This window comes from Streptomyces sp. NPDC006197 (assembly GCF_040613865.1).
Lineage (GTDB): Bacteria > Actinomycetota > Actinomycetes > Streptomycetales > Streptomycetaceae > Streptomyces.
This window is the reverse complement of sequence record NZ_JBEXSZ010000048.1, coordinates 14,519-27,035: the sequence shown is the minus strand read 5'-3', so window position 1 is coordinate 27,035 and position 12,517 is coordinate 14,519. Positions and strand designations below refer to the sequence as shown.

Here is a 12,517-nt window from a genome sequence, read left to right as displayed (position 1 = left end):
TCCGGAACTCAGTCGGAGATGAGGCCCTCGCGCAGCTGGGCGAGGGTGCGGGTGAGGAGGCGCGAGACGTGCATCTGGGAGATGCCGACCTCTTCGCCGATCTGCGACTGCGTCATGTTCGCGAAGAAGCGGAGCATGATGATCTGCCGCTCGCGGGGCGGCAGTTTGGCGAGCAGCGGCTTGAGCGACTCGCGGTACTCGACGCCTTCGAGGGCCGTGTCCTCGTAGCCGAGGCGGTCCGCGAGCGAGCCCTCGCCGCCGTCGTCCTCGGGTGAGGGGGAGTCCAGGGAGGAGGCGGTGTACGCGTTGCCGACGGCGAGGCCGTCGACCACGTCCTCCTCCGACACCCCGAGCACCGCGGCGAGTTCGGGCACGGTGGGGGAGCGGTCGAGCTTCTGCGCGAGCTCGTCGCTGGCTTTGGTCAGGGCGAGGCGCAGCTCCTGGAGCCGGCGGGGGACCCGCACCGACCACGAGGTGTCGCGGAAGAAGCGCTTGATCTCGCCGACGACGGTCGGCATGGCGAACGTCGGGAACTCGACGCCCCGTTCGCAGTCGAAGCGGTCGATCGCCTTGATGAGGCCGATGGTGCCGACCTGGACGATGTCCTCCATCGGCTCGTTGCGGGAGCGGAAGCGGGCCGCCGCGTAGCGCACGAGCGGGAGGTTGAGCTCGATGAGGGTGTCGCGGACGTAGGTCCGCTCCGGGCTGTCGGCGGCGGCGCCCTCGGCGTCGAGGGCGCGCAGCCGCAGGAAGAGGGAGCGCGAGAGGGTGCGGGTGTCGAGGGCTCCGGACGTGACGGCCATCGGCGGAGGCGCGGTCTCGGTGGTCCCTGCGGTGTTCACGGTCTCCGTGCCGTCGGCCGCGGTCGGCGCCGTCGTCTGCGCGGGCACGGGAACGGGCGTGAGCGTGAGCACCTTCGAGCTGCCCAGTTCTGTGGACATGCCACCCCCTTGAGGTCGCGGACGGTCGCGGTGGCCGCGACCATCTGAGGAACGCAGCCTCCACCTGAATACCGGCGGCGGGGCTGCGGCAAACTCGGTTCCAGCAGAATGTCACATGTCGGCAACACGCTGTAGTGACTTGTCGACACAGCGGTGATGCATTTCCGCAGGAAACAAGGGGTGTACGGCATTTGGGCCGGGTGATAACTGCTCCGAACCGGTCTACCCGTTCCGGTTACGCCTCGATCCTGTTTGCGGATCTCAAGCGGGCGAAGCTGCGGGCGAGGAGCCTTGACACGTGCATCTGGGAGACGCCGAGCTCCTGACTGATCTGAGACTGGGTCAAATTGCTGTAGTAGCGCAGCATCAGGATCCGCTGCTCCCGTTCGGGCAGCTGGACGAGCAGGTGCCGGACGAGGTCGCGGTGCTCGACGCCGGCGAGCGCGGGGTCCTCGTAGCCGAGCCGGTCGAGCAGTCCGGGCAGCCCGTCGCCCTCCTGTGCGGCCTCCAGGGAGGTGGCGTGGTACGAGCGGCCGGCCTCGATGCAGGCGAGCACCTCGTCCTCGCCGATCCGCAGCCGCTCGGCGATCTCCGCGGTCGTGGGGGAGCGGCCGTGAGCGGTCGTCAGGTCCTCGGTGGCGCCGTTCACCTGGACCCAGAGCTCGTGCAGTCGGCGCGGCACGTGCACGGTCCGTACGTTGTCGCGGAAGTACCGCTTGATCTCGCCGACGACGGTCGGCATGGCGAAGGTGGGGAACTGGACGCCCCGGTCGGGGTCGAAGCGGTCGATGGCGTTGATGAGGCCGATGGTGCCGACCTGGACGACGTCCTCCATCGGCTCGTTGCGGGAGCGGAAGCGGGCCGCCGCGTACCGCACGAGCGGCAGGTTGGCCTCGATGAGGGCCCCGCGCACCCGGTGGTGCTCGGGGGTGCCCGGCTCCAGGTTCTTCAGCTGCCCGAAGAGCACCTGGGTGAGGGCGCGGGTGTCGGCGCCGCGACTGCTCTGGGGGCGCGGGCGCGGGGCTTCCTGGCCGCCGTCGCCCGCCTCGTGCTGGGGCGGGACCTGAGGTGCTGTACTGGCCGGCACGTTCACGCCACCCCTTCGCCTGTTCTTGCTGGTCGACCGGGTCAACTACGGTCAACTCATCCGTCAAAAGCGGTCATAGCATCACAAGACATGTCCACTGTGTGCAAGCACCGCATAATCCCGTGTTGAGGGCATCGTGGCGGAAAAAGGGGAGGTCACGCACGGAAAAGGCCCTCCGCCGCGACGGCAGAGGGCCTCGGGGTGAAGAGAGGACTAAAAGGCGTAGTCCGCGATCACCCAGGTGGCGAACTCGCGCCACTGGGCGACACCGGCCTGGTGCGCGGGGTGGTTCAGGTAGCGCTGGAGCGCGTCCTCGTCCTCGACGGCCGAGTTGATGGCGAAGTCGTACGCGATCGGCCGGTCCGTGATGTTCCAGTCGCACTCCCAGAACTTCAGCTCCGGGATCTGCCCGCCGAGCGCGCGGAACGCCTCGACGCCGGCGACCACGCGCGGCTCGTCGCGCGCGACGCCGTCGTTGAGCTTGAAGAGGACCAGATGGCGGATCACGGTGGGCTCCTAGTTGACGAGTTCGGTCATGAACTGACCGACCCCCTGGGCGGCGCTGGAAATGCCCTCGAACCCTACCTGCACCAGATCGGCCGCCCTGGCCGGGGAGGTGACGATCGTGTACAGCACAAAGACCACGACCGCGTACAGCGCGACCTTCTTCGCTTGCGCCATCTGCCCAGCCCTCCCCTGTTCCCCCGCCGTACGACCGCGCCACTCTAACCGAGCCCTTATGGACCAAGGGCCCGGCGATCGGGGCCTTTCGCCGCCCCACGGAAGGGTGACGGGCGAGCAGTATGGATGTCGAGCCCGGCGGATCTGGCAGGAATCGGCGGGGCTCGAAGGAACCGGCCCGCACTGCGGGGTCCGCACCGCGAGCTTCCCCCTGAACGCGGCGCAGGACTTGCAGGTCCGGTTCTCGTCGGGGGAGCGGCTTGTCCCCCCGATGTCGCTCCCCCCGTCCTACGCCTCCCCCTACGGAGATACGCCTCCTTCTGCGGAGGTACGCCTCCTCCTGCGGAGATACGCCTTCTACGGGGATACGCCGAAGGGCCCGACGCTGATGCGTCGGGCCCTTCGATCGAAGCGGTAGCGGAGGGATTTGAACCCTCGGTGACTTGCGCCACACTCGCTTTCGAGGCGAGCTCCTTCGGCCGCTCGGACACGCTACCGAGAGAGAGCTTAGCCCAAACTCGCGCTGCGATGAAATCCGTATCGAAGACCAGGTCGGAGCAGGTGTCAGCGGCTGCGGAAGAAGGCCGTCAACTGCTCGGCGCACTCCTCGCCGAGGACGCCCTGGATCACCTCGGGACGGTGGTTGAGCCGGCGGTCCCGCACGAGGTCCCAGAGCGAACCGGTCGCGCCCGCCTTCTCGTCGAGCGCCCCGAACACCACCCGCTCGACGCGGGACTGGACGAGCGCGCCGGCACACATCACACACGGCTCCAGGGTCACGACCAGCGTGCAGCCCGTCAGCCGCCACTCGCCGGTCACCGCCGCCGCCCGGCGCAGGGCGAGCACCTCGGCGTGCGCGGTGGGGTCGCCGGTGGCCTCCCGCTCGTTGTGCGCGCGGGCGATCACCGTGCCGTCCGGGCCGAGCACGACCGCCCCGACCGGTACGTCACCGGCCGGCGCGGCCGCGTCGGCCTCGGCGAGGGCGAGACGCATGGCGTCCCGCCAGGGGTCCCGGACGGGGTCGCGAACGGCGTCGGTCGCGGCCTCCGCCACACGCCCGGCCGACGGCTCGGGAACAGGTACCGCGGGTGCCACTAGCGGACGGCCTCCAGGACCTCGGCGGCGCCGAGCGCCTCCGCGATCTCCGCGAGCGCGTCCGTTTCGAGGGCCAGCAGGTCCTCCGCCGACATCCCGAGGTCGGCCAGGATCAGCCGGTCGCCCACCGGAGCGGCCGGGACGGCCTCGGCGGCGACGGAGCCCGCCTCGTCGTCCTCGTCCGTGCCGGCGTCGAGCGGCTCCCCGTCCTCGGTGCCGTCCAGGTCCAGCGCCTCCAGGTCGTCGACCAGGTCGTCCAGGTCGTCGCCGAGGATCTCCCGGGTGAGCATCTCCCCGTACGAGGAACGCGCGGCGGCGGCCCCGTCCGAGACGTAGATGCGAGGGTCCTCCTCACCCTCGATCCGGACGATCCCGAACCACGCGTCCTCCTGTTCGATGAAGACGATCACCGTGTCGTCGTCCGAGGCCTCGCGAGCGAGCTCGGCCAGATCCGACAGGCTCTCCACGTCGTCGAGCTCCGTGTCGCTCGCTTCCCACCCGTCTTCGGTGCGCGCGAGCAGTGCGGCGAAGTACACCTGACTCTCTCCCACTGATCAGAGGTGTGACGTTCCGGCGGCGCGCTTCCGATGCCCCGCCCAATCGGCATCGTGACAGAAACGTCGCCGTCAGGAGAGGTCTTCGGCTCTTGCGTCGTGCATCAGTCTGAACGACCCCGCGATCGGGTGGGCGTGCGACCCCGGCGCACGGAGGGGGCGCACGGCGGGTCCCGGTCCCGGACCTCACCAGCGGAAGGTCCGCATGCGCATCGCCTGGCGCATCCGGGCGGCCCGGGCGCGCCGCGGCTGCACGCGCTCGCGCAGCGCCTTGGCCTCGTTCAGCTCGCGGAGGAACTGGGCGCGGCGCCTGCGTCGCTCCGCGTCGGTCTCCGCCACCGGCGTGCGGGCCGCCCCCTCGGCGGCTTTCTCGGCCGGTTCTTCCGGGTCGGGCATCGGCCACACCACCCCATCGCTGGGTCCCTGTGTCCCCCACCTTCCCCCAGCGGCGTGGGTCGATGCCAGTGCTCGGCGGGCTACTGTTGGGTCATGCGTCTCCACGTCGTCGACCACCCCTTGGTCGCCCACAAGCTCACCACCCTGCGCGACAAGCGCACGGACTCCGCGACCTTCCGCCGTCTCGCCGACGAGCTGGTCACCCTGCTCGCCTACGAGGCCACCAGGGACGTGCGGACCGAGCAGGTCGACATCGAGACCCCCGTGACGCCCACGACCGGGGTGAAGCTGTCGCACCCGCGCCCGCTGGTGGTCCCGATCCTGCGCGCCGGGCTCGGGATGCTCGACGGCATGGTCCGGCTGCTCCCGACGGCCGAGGTCGGTTTCCTCGGCATGATCCGCAACGAGGAGACGCTGGAGGCGTCGACCTACGCGACGCGGATGCCGGAGGACCTCTCGGGCCGCCAGGTGTACGTCCTGGACCCGATGCTGGCGACCGGCGGCACGCTGGTCGCGGCGATCCAGGAGCTCATCAAGCGCGGCGCCGACGACGTGACCGCGGTCGTGCTCCTCGCCGCCCCGGAGGGCGTCGAGGTCATGGAGCGCGAGCTCGCGGGCACGCCGGTGACCGTCGTGACGGCCTCGGTCGACGAGCGGCTCAACGAGAACGGCTACATCGTCCCGGGCCTGGGCGACGCGGGCGACCGCATGTACGGCTCCGCCGAATAAGTCGCTGCCGGCTCCGCCGAGCAGGTCCTAACGGCAGGGTTTCACCGCGGGCGCGGGCTTGGTCAGGGTGACCAGGGCCGCGTCCGCCGTCGCTTTCGGGGACAGCGTCTTGAACGTGGTCCCGATGATCAGGTCCACGTCCGCCGTGCCCCGGGTGTCCGTCCTGGTCGTGGCGCCCTTGAGCTGGGTGCCGAGGACCGGGAGGGCGCCCTTGGTGGCGGCGGGCGCGCCGAGCAGCAGGCCGGCGCCCGGGACCTTCTTGTCGTAGGCGGCGGGCGCGTTCCCCACCTTGCCGATCTTGAAGCCGCGCTTCTTGAGCTCGTCCGCGGTCGTCTTGGCGAGCCCGCTGCGCGGGGTCGCGTTGTAGACGTTGACCGTGATCTGCGCGGGCTTCGGGAAGGCGGCGGCGGGCGCGGTGGTGGCCTTGGGCGCGGGCTTGCAGTCGGCCTGCTTCCCGGCCGTCGTCTTCGCGCCCCCGTCGCCGGAGAAGACGTCGACGAGCTGGAGCGTCCCCCAGCCGGCCGCGCCGAGCACGACCACGGCGGCGACGGACGCGAGGACGATCCTGCGCCGGCGGTGGGGGCGGCGCATGCGGGGGTAGACATCCCCCGTGATGCGGTACTTTCCGCCCATGCCGGGGGGAGTGAGCATGCTCATGAACGCAGCGTAATGCCGCCCGTCGGCGATGCCTACTTGACGATCATGTGATCGCGTCCGGATGGGGGGAACTGCCCCCGAAAGGCTCAGCGGGGCGGGTCCGCGGAAGGGCTCAGTCGAGTTCCAGGACGCGGGCGTGCAGCACCTGGCGCTGCTGGAGCGCCGCGCGGACGGCGCGGTGCAGTCCGTCCTCGAGGTAGAGGTCGCCCTGCCACTTCACGACGTGCGCGAAGAGGTCGCCGTAGAAGGTGGAGTCCTCGGCGAGCAGGGTCTCCAGGTCCAGCTGGCCCTTGGTGGTCACCAACTGGTCGAGGCGGACCGGGCGCGGGGCGACGTCCGCCCACTGCCGGGTGCTTTCCCGGCCGTGGTCGGGATACGGCTTTCCGTTTCCGATGCGCTTGAAGATCACACGGAAAGCCTACCGGGCGAGCGGCTCCCGGCGCAGCCACGCGAGGGCAGTGGGATGCTGGTGCAAACCGTGACAGAACCGGAATCGGGGTGCCGTCATGAGCGTGAGCGAGCAGCCGCCGGGCGCCGAGGTGACCGGCATCGCCGCCGGATACGCCTTCGACGGACCCGCACTCGAACTGGGGGCTCTGCTCTGGGACGGCGTCTGTCACCCGGACGCGCGTATCCGCGTCCCGCTGCCCGTGCTCAACCGGCACGGTCTGGTCGCCGGGGCGACCGGCACCGGCAAGACGAAGACGCTCCAGCTGATCGCCGAGCAGCTCTCGGCGAACGGCGTGCCGGTCTTCCTCGCCGACGTCAAGGGCGACGTCTCCGGGATCTCCGCCCCCGGCCGGGACGGCGAGAGGGTCCGGGAGCGCGCCGCGCAGGTGGGCCAGGAGTGGCGGGGGCGCGGCTTCCCCTGCGAGTTCTACGGGCTCGGCGGCACCGGCCCCGGCATCCCGGTCCGCGCGACGGTGACCGGCTTCGGCCCGGTGCTCCTGTCCAAGGTGCTCGGGCTCAACCGGACGCAGGAGCAGTCGCTCGGCCTGATCTTCCACTACGCCGACGCCAAGGGCCTGGAGCTGGTCGACCTCAAGGACCTGCGGGCGGTGGTGGCCTTCCTGGTCTCGGACACGGGGAAGGCCGAGCTCAAGGGCATCGGCGGCCTGTCGACGGCGACGGCCGGGGTGATCCTGCGGTCGATCACGGCCTTCGAGCAGCAGGGGGCGGGGGACTTCTTCGGGGAGCCGGAGTTCGACACGACCGAGCTGCTGCGGACGGCGGCGGACGGCCGCGGGATCGTCTCGGTCCTGGAGCTGCCGGCCGTGCGGGACAAGCCGCAGCTGTTCTCGACCTTCCTGATGTGGATGCTGGCGGACCTCTTCGCCGACCTCCCGGAGGTCGGCGACCTGGAGAAGCCGAAGCTGGTCTTCTTCTTCGACGAGGCGCACCTGCTCTTCAGCGACGCCTCGAAGGCGTTCCTGGAGTCGATCACACAGACGGTGCGGCTGATCCGCTCGAAGGGCGTCGGGGTCTTCTTCGTGACGCAGACCCCGAAGGACGTCCCCTCGGACGTGCTGGCACAGCTCGGCAACCGGGTGCAGCACGCGCTGCGCGCCTTCACCCCGGACGACGCGAAGGCCCTGAAGGCGACGGTGCGGACCTTCCCGAAGTCGCCGTACGACCTGGAGGAGGTGCTCACCGGGCTGGGTACGGGCGAGGCGGTGATCACCGTACTGAGCGAGGAGGGCGCGCCGACGCCGGTGGCGGCGACCCGGCTGCGGGCCCCCGAGTCGCTGATGGGCCCGGTCGACGCGGCGGTTCTGGACGCGGCGGTGAAGGGTTCGCCGCTGTACGGGCGGTACGCGGAGGCGGTGGACCGGGAGTCGGCGTACGAGAGGCTGACCGCCGAGCAGCGGGCGGCGGAGGAGGCGGCGCTCCGGGCCGCCCGGGAGGAGGAAGCGGCGAGGGCCCCCGCTCCCGGGGACCGGGAGGAGGAGCCCTCGCTCGTCGAGCAGGTGGTGGGCAGCGGGATCTTCAGGTCCCTCGCCCGGTCGGTCGGCACCCAGCTGGGCCGGGAGATCAGCCGCTCGCTCTTCGGGACGGCCCGCCGGAGGCGGTAGCTACTGCGTCACCTCGTCGTGGTCGCCGTGCAGGCCGCCGCCGCTGCCCGCGTCGCCCGTGGTGGGGGTGGAGACGACCGGCTTGCGCAGGGAGGAGATGTCGTGGGCGTAGGTGCCCACGGCGTTGGCGATGACGTCGATGTTGACGTCGAAGGCCTTCATGTCGATGTTGTGGATGTCATCGCCCTTGGCGTGGTAGTTCACGTCGTACGCGACGCCCGCCGTGCCGCCGAACCTGGCCGCCTGGGCAGGGGTCTTGACGCCCTCGGCGCCGGTGAAGGTGCCGCCGGAGGGGATGCCGACGCTGATGAACGGCCCGTAGTCGGAGCGGCCGGTGAAGTCGGTGCCCTCGTGCGGGACCCCGCGCTTGTCCATGAAGTCGGTGATGTCGCGCTCCAGTTGGGCGGAGCCCTCGGGTCCTGCGCCCGCGCCGACGCCGTCCGAGTTGTCGCCGTCGTACACGAACAGGCCGTAGTTGGGCGAGGCGATCATGTCGAAGTTGAGGTAGAGCTTGATCTCCTTCTTGTCGAGCGCCGTCAGGCTGTCGACGTAGTGCTCGGAGCCGAGGAGGCCGAGCTCCTCGGCCGACCACCAGGCGAAGCGGATCTTGTTGCGGACCTTGTCCTTCGACTTGGCGAGCTCCAGGGCGGTCTGCAGGAGACCGGCGGAGCCGGAGCCGTTGTCGTTGATGCCGGGGCCGGCGGTGACGGAGTCGAGGTGGGAGCCGAGCATCACGGTGTTGGCGGCGTTGCCGCCGCGGGTCTCCGCGATGACGTTGTTGGTGGTGCGCTTCTCCTGGAGCTGGCGGATCTCGAAGGAGAGCGAGACCGGGCCCTTGGCGAGGTCGGCGGCGAGCCGCGTGCCCTCGGCCAGGCTGATCCCGCCGGTGGGGATCTTGCCGGAGGCCGGGTCGCCGAGGGTGCCGGAGAGGGCGCCGTCGACGTTGTTGTAGACGATCGCGCCGGCGGCGCCGGCCGCGGCGGCGTTCTGCTGCTTGATCGCGAAGGAGCAGACGCCGCGCTTGATCAGCGCGATCTTCCCGGTGAAGGTGCCGGAGGCGAAGTCGCCCGGCTCGCAGCCCGTGGAGCCGTCGGCGTCGACCGGCACGGCCGCCAGCTCGGCGGTGATGCCGCCGACCGGGGTGGACTTCGTGTACGTCATCGCCTTGATGCCGAGCGTCCGGGGATCGGGCGAGAGGACGGAGGCCTTCTCGGCGAGCGTCTCGGTGTAGACGAAGTCGAACTGCTGGTACCGGACGTCGTATCCGGCCTTCTTGAGCTGGGTGTACACGTAAGCGGCCGAGGCGTCGTGGCCGAGGGTCCCGGCCGCGCGGTTTCCGCCGGCCGAGTCGGCTATCGCCTGGAACTTCTGCAGGTGCCGGTAGGCGTCCTGGGCGGAGGTTTCGCGGACCAGCTTCTTCGCCAGCCTGGCGGCGTCGCGGGCGGGCGCGGCCGCGGGGTCCTGACCCGCGGTGGCGGGGGAGGCGAGGACCAGCGGGGTGGCGAGGGCGGCGGCGGCGAGGATGGCCGCGGCTCGGCGCTGGGATGCGTTCACAGAAGTCCTTCCCGGTACGGACGAGGTTGAGGGGAAGCTAGCGATTTCGAGGGCGTTCTGTGAACAGATCCGTCACAATTCCTGTCAGGTCGCAGCAGGAAGGAAATGTGGAATTATCAATTCCCAGTCCGTGGGCACCCTTTCGCGGCTTTCGAGGCAGGTCTCGGGGCGTGTTTCGGGGTTCACACACCGATCATCACGCGCGTACGTGATGATCGCCCGGTGGGTTCACCCCTTCGCGAACCGGTCGAGGGCCGCCAGGATCCGCTCCCGGGTCTCCTCGCCGCCCAGGTGCCCGGCGCCCTCGACGACGTGCAGCTCGGCGTCCGGCCAGGCCCGGGTCAGCTCCCAGGCGGTGGTGAGCGGCCCGCCCATGTCGAGCCGGCCGTGGACCAGGACCCCGGGGATGCCGGCGAGCCGGTGCGCGTCGCGGATCAGCGCGCCCTCCTCCAGGAAGGCGCCGTGCGCGAAGTAGTGCGAGCAGATCCGGACGAAGCCGAGCCGGGCGTCGTCGACCCGGTCGGTGTACGGGGTTCCCATGCCCTCCATCGAGAGGACCGCGTCCTCCCAGGCGCACCAGTCGGCCGCGGCCTTCTCCCGTACGGCCCGGTCGGGGTGGTCCATGAGGGCCGCGTACGCCCCCACGACGTCGGAGGCGTCCCCCGCCCCCGCCCGGAAGCGCTCGTGGGCCTCGGGGAAGAAGCGGGCGACGCCCTCGTACAGCCAGGCGGTCTCGGAGCGGCGGGTGGTCGTGACGGACGCGAGCACGATCTCCGACACGCGCTCGGGGTGGGCCTCCGCGTACGCCAGGATCAGCGTGGAGCCCCAGGAGCCGCCGTACAGCAGCCACTTGTCGATCCCGAGGTGCTCGCGCAGCCGCTCCATGTCGGCCACCAGGTGCGCGGTGGTGTTCACGCTCATGTCGGCGGCCGGGTCGCTCGCGTGCGGGGTGGAGCGCCCGCAGCCGCGCTGGTCGAAGAGGACGACTCGGTACGCCTCCGGGTCGAAGTACCGCCGGCTGCGCGGGGAGGAGCCGGAGCCCGGGCCGCCGTGCACGACGAGCGCCGGCTTGCCGTCCGGGTTTCCGGACACCTCCCAGTGGACGAGGTTGCCGTCGCCCACGTCGAGCAGGCCTTGGTCGTGAGGTGCGGTCTCGGGATGCATCCGGCCGACGCTACCGGGCGGGGGCGCCAGGGGGCGGGGTGTTTTCCGGTCGCGGTCGGTCCGCCCTTACGGGTTCTCGTTCCCCCGCACCCGTACGGCCGGGTCCTCGCACCAGTCCAGGAGCGAGGGCCACTCCCCGTACCCCGAATCGGGGTTGAGGTGCTCCCCGGCCGGTACGTGGTCCAGGTCGAGGCCGAGCGGGATGCCGTAGTGCAGATCGGCGCCCTCGGGGCAGTACGGATCCCCGTCCCCGTACACGAGGCGCGCCTTGAGCCCCGCCTCCGTCAGGTCGAGGCCGTCGGCGAAGGCGGCGATCTCTGGGATCGAGGCGGTGACCCGCGGGGAGGGCGGGGCGACCAGGAGGACCCGGTCGGCGTCCGGCCGCCGGTCTCCGGCGCGCAGCCACAGCAGCACCGACAGGCTGTGCGCGAGGACCACGAACTCCCCCTCGGCCGGGCGCTGCCCGTGCTCCTCCAGGGCGTCGAGCCACTCGTCGAGGACGGGCGCGTCCGGCGCGGGCAGCTGGGGGTAGCGGACCTCGTGGCCGCGCTCGCGCAGTTGCCCGGCGAGCCAGTGCTGCCAGTGGGCGGGCGGGCGGTGGTTCTGGAAGCCGTGCAGGATCAGGTACGTGGTCATGGCGTGATCCTGCGACGGCGGAGGCCGCCGGTCCACCACCGTCCACGGAGCGGTCGGCGTTCTCCGGGGCCGACCGGGGCGGCAGGGCCCGCCGGGGCACCGGGACGACAGGGCCTGACGGGGTGGCAGGGCCCAACGGGGTGGCAGGGCCCGACGGGACGACAGGGTCCAACGGGGTGGCAGGGCCGGCCGGAGTCAGGTCCGCAGGGTGAGCAGCTCCCGCACGCCGGCCTTGAGGCGCTCGGCCGACAGCTCCTGCTCGACCGCCAGGTGGTGCATGACGTCGGGCGAGAACGGCGCGAGCGCCAGGTGCGCGAGGAGCGTGCGGTCGCTGCCCGGCCTGAGCTGCCCGATGAGCAGGGCCATGTGCGTGTGCATCACCCGGTAGGCGCCGCTGTGGTAGCGGGCGCGGGGGGCGGCGGAGTGCGCCGCGAGCAGCAGGGCGCGCTGCGCGGCGACCCGGTCGACGAGCGCGTCGAGGAAGGCGTCGAGCCGCTCGGCGGCGGGGGCGCCGGGGCCCAGCGGGGGCGGGCCGCTCATGTACGCCTCCTGGAACGCGCGCTCGCGCTCGTCGAGGAGCGCCCACAGCAGCTGGGAGACGTCGCCGAAGCGGCGGTAGACGGTGCCGACGCCGATGCCGCTGGCGTGGGCGACCTGGTTCATGGTGACGGCGTCGGGGCCTTCCTCGGCGATGATCCGGGCGGCCGCGTCGAGGATCCTGCGCCGGTTGCGGGCCGCGTCGGCGCGCTCGGGGGCGGGGGTGTCGAGGGTGGGGAGCAGGCTGAGTACGGGCGCCGCCGCCCTGTCTCCGGGCCGGTCTCCGGACTGGGGGTTCTCCGTGCTCATCTGCCGACTCCTGTTCCCTGAGCCCCGTTCCCCCTCGGTCGCTTTCCTGAGGTGAGCATACCTGCCCCCCTTGCAAAACGGATAGTAATCCGTTTAGTCTCGTCG

15 protein-coding genes and 1 tRNA gene are annotated in these 12,517 nt (G+C 71.3%); 2 read left to right on the top strand and 14 right to left on the bottom strand.

Annotation, left to right across the window (positions count from 1 at the left end; genetic code table 11):
• Positions 1 to 8: 8 nt before the first annotated feature.
• The 8 genes from ABZ318_RS17375 to ABZ318_RS17340 form a co-directional block, all read right to left on the bottom strand.
• Positions 9 to 941: an RNA polymerase sigma factor SigF gene (locus ABZ318_RS17375; protein WP_356903313.1), complete on the bottom strand. Its 933-nt coding sequence runs from the start codon at positions 939 to 941 to the stop codon at positions 9 to 11.
• Between the two features lie 235 nt (positions 942 to 1,176).
• On the bottom strand, positions 1,177 to 2,028 hold the full coding sequence (locus ABZ318_RS17370; protein ID WP_356903312.1) for an RNA polymerase sigma factor SigF: 852 nt from the start codon (positions 2,026 to 2,028) through the stop codon (positions 1,177 to 1,179).
• 213 nt (positions 2,029 to 2,241) lie between these two features.
• Complete coding sequence (locus ABZ318_RS17365) at positions 2,242 to 2,535, bottom strand: Dabb family protein (protein ID WP_356903311.1); 294 nt, start codon at positions 2,533 to 2,535, stop codon at positions 2,242 to 2,244.
• A gap of 9 nt (positions 2,536 to 2,544) precedes the next feature.
• Entirely contained in the window at positions 2,545 to 2,709 is a 165-nt protein-coding gene (locus ABZ318_RS17360; protein ID WP_177181689.1) for a hypothetical protein, read from the bottom strand.
• Positions 2,710 to 3,121: 412 nt separating this feature from the next.
• A tRNA-Ser gene (locus ABZ318_RS17355) sits at positions 3,122 to 3,206 on the bottom strand.
• A 67-nt stretch (positions 3,207 to 3,273) separates the two neighbouring features.
• Entirely contained in the window at positions 3,274 to 3,702 is a 429-nt protein-coding gene (gene tadA, locus ABZ318_RS17350) for a tRNA adenosine(34) deaminase TadA (protein WP_356903336.1), read from the bottom strand.
• A 101-nt stretch (positions 3,703 to 3,803) separates the two neighbouring features.
• Positions 3,804 to 4,340, bottom strand: a complete 537-nt coding sequence (locus ABZ318_RS17345; protein ID WP_356903310.1) for a hypothetical protein — start codon at positions 4,338 to 4,340, stop codon at positions 3,804 to 3,806.
• 204 nt (positions 4,341 to 4,544) lie between these two features.
• Positions 4,545 to 4,754: a hypothetical protein gene (locus ABZ318_RS17340; RefSeq protein WP_356903309.1), complete on the bottom strand. Its 210-nt coding sequence runs from the start codon at positions 4,752 to 4,754 to the stop codon at positions 4,545 to 4,547.
• Between the two features lie 93 nt (positions 4,755 to 4,847).
• Here ABZ318_RS17340 and upp point away from each other — a divergent pair, with 93 nt between their 5' ends.
• Positions 4,848 to 5,483, top strand: coding sequence for a uracil phosphoribosyltransferase (gene upp, locus ABZ318_RS17335; RefSeq protein ID WP_017240523.1), 636 nt, complete (start codon positions 4,848 to 4,850; stop codon positions 5,481 to 5,483).
• Positions 5,484 to 5,510: 27 nt separating this feature from the next.
• Here upp and ABZ318_RS17330 read toward each other — a convergent pair whose 3' ends face one another.
• Both ABZ318_RS17330 and ABZ318_RS17325 read right to left on the bottom strand, forming a co-directional pair.
• Positions 5,511 to 6,140 (bottom strand): LytR C-terminal domain-containing protein, encoded by a 630-nt coding sequence (locus ABZ318_RS17330; protein WP_356903308.1) that lies wholly within the window; start codon positions 6,138 to 6,140, stop codon positions 5,511 to 5,513.
• A 112-nt stretch (positions 6,141 to 6,252) separates the two neighbouring features.
• Positions 6,253 to 6,549, bottom strand: a complete 297-nt coding sequence (locus ABZ318_RS17325; protein WP_030209440.1) for a type II toxin-antitoxin system VapB family antitoxin — start codon at positions 6,547 to 6,549, stop codon at positions 6,253 to 6,255.
• A 97-nt stretch (positions 6,550 to 6,646) separates the two neighbouring features.
• On the opposite strand from ABZ318_RS17325, the gene ABZ318_RS17320 reads away from it, so the two are divergent.
• Positions 6,647 to 8,212, top strand: a complete 1,566-nt coding sequence (locus ABZ318_RS17320; RefSeq protein ID WP_356903307.1) for a helicase HerA-like domain-containing protein — start codon at positions 6,647 to 6,649, stop codon at positions 8,210 to 8,212.
• Here ABZ318_RS17320 and ABZ318_RS17315 read toward each other — a convergent pair whose 3' ends face one another.
• From ABZ318_RS17315 to ABZ318_RS17300, 4 genes are all read right to left on the bottom strand, one after another.
• Positions 8,213 to 9,766, bottom strand: a complete 1,554-nt coding sequence (locus ABZ318_RS17315; RefSeq protein ID WP_356903306.1) for a M28 family metallopeptidase — start codon at positions 9,764 to 9,766, stop codon at positions 8,213 to 8,215.
• Positions 9,767 to 9,994: 228 nt separating this feature from the next.
• Complete coding sequence (gene pip, locus ABZ318_RS17310; RefSeq protein ID WP_356903305.1) at positions 9,995 to 10,930, bottom strand: prolyl aminopeptidase; 936 nt, start codon at positions 10,928 to 10,930, stop codon at positions 9,995 to 9,997.
• A 66-nt stretch (positions 10,931 to 10,996) separates the two neighbouring features.
• A complete protein-coding gene (locus tag ABZ318_RS17305) occupies positions 10,997 to 11,566 on the bottom strand; it encodes an alpha/beta hydrolase (RefSeq protein WP_356903304.1) in 570 nt (189 codons plus the stop codon).
• A gap of 195 nt (positions 11,567 to 11,761) precedes the next feature.
• A complete protein-coding gene (locus ABZ318_RS17300; RefSeq protein WP_356903303.1) occupies positions 11,762 to 12,412 on the bottom strand; it encodes a helix-turn-helix domain-containing protein in 651 nt (216 codons plus the stop codon).
• Positions 12,413 to 12,517: the final 105 nt, after the last annotated feature.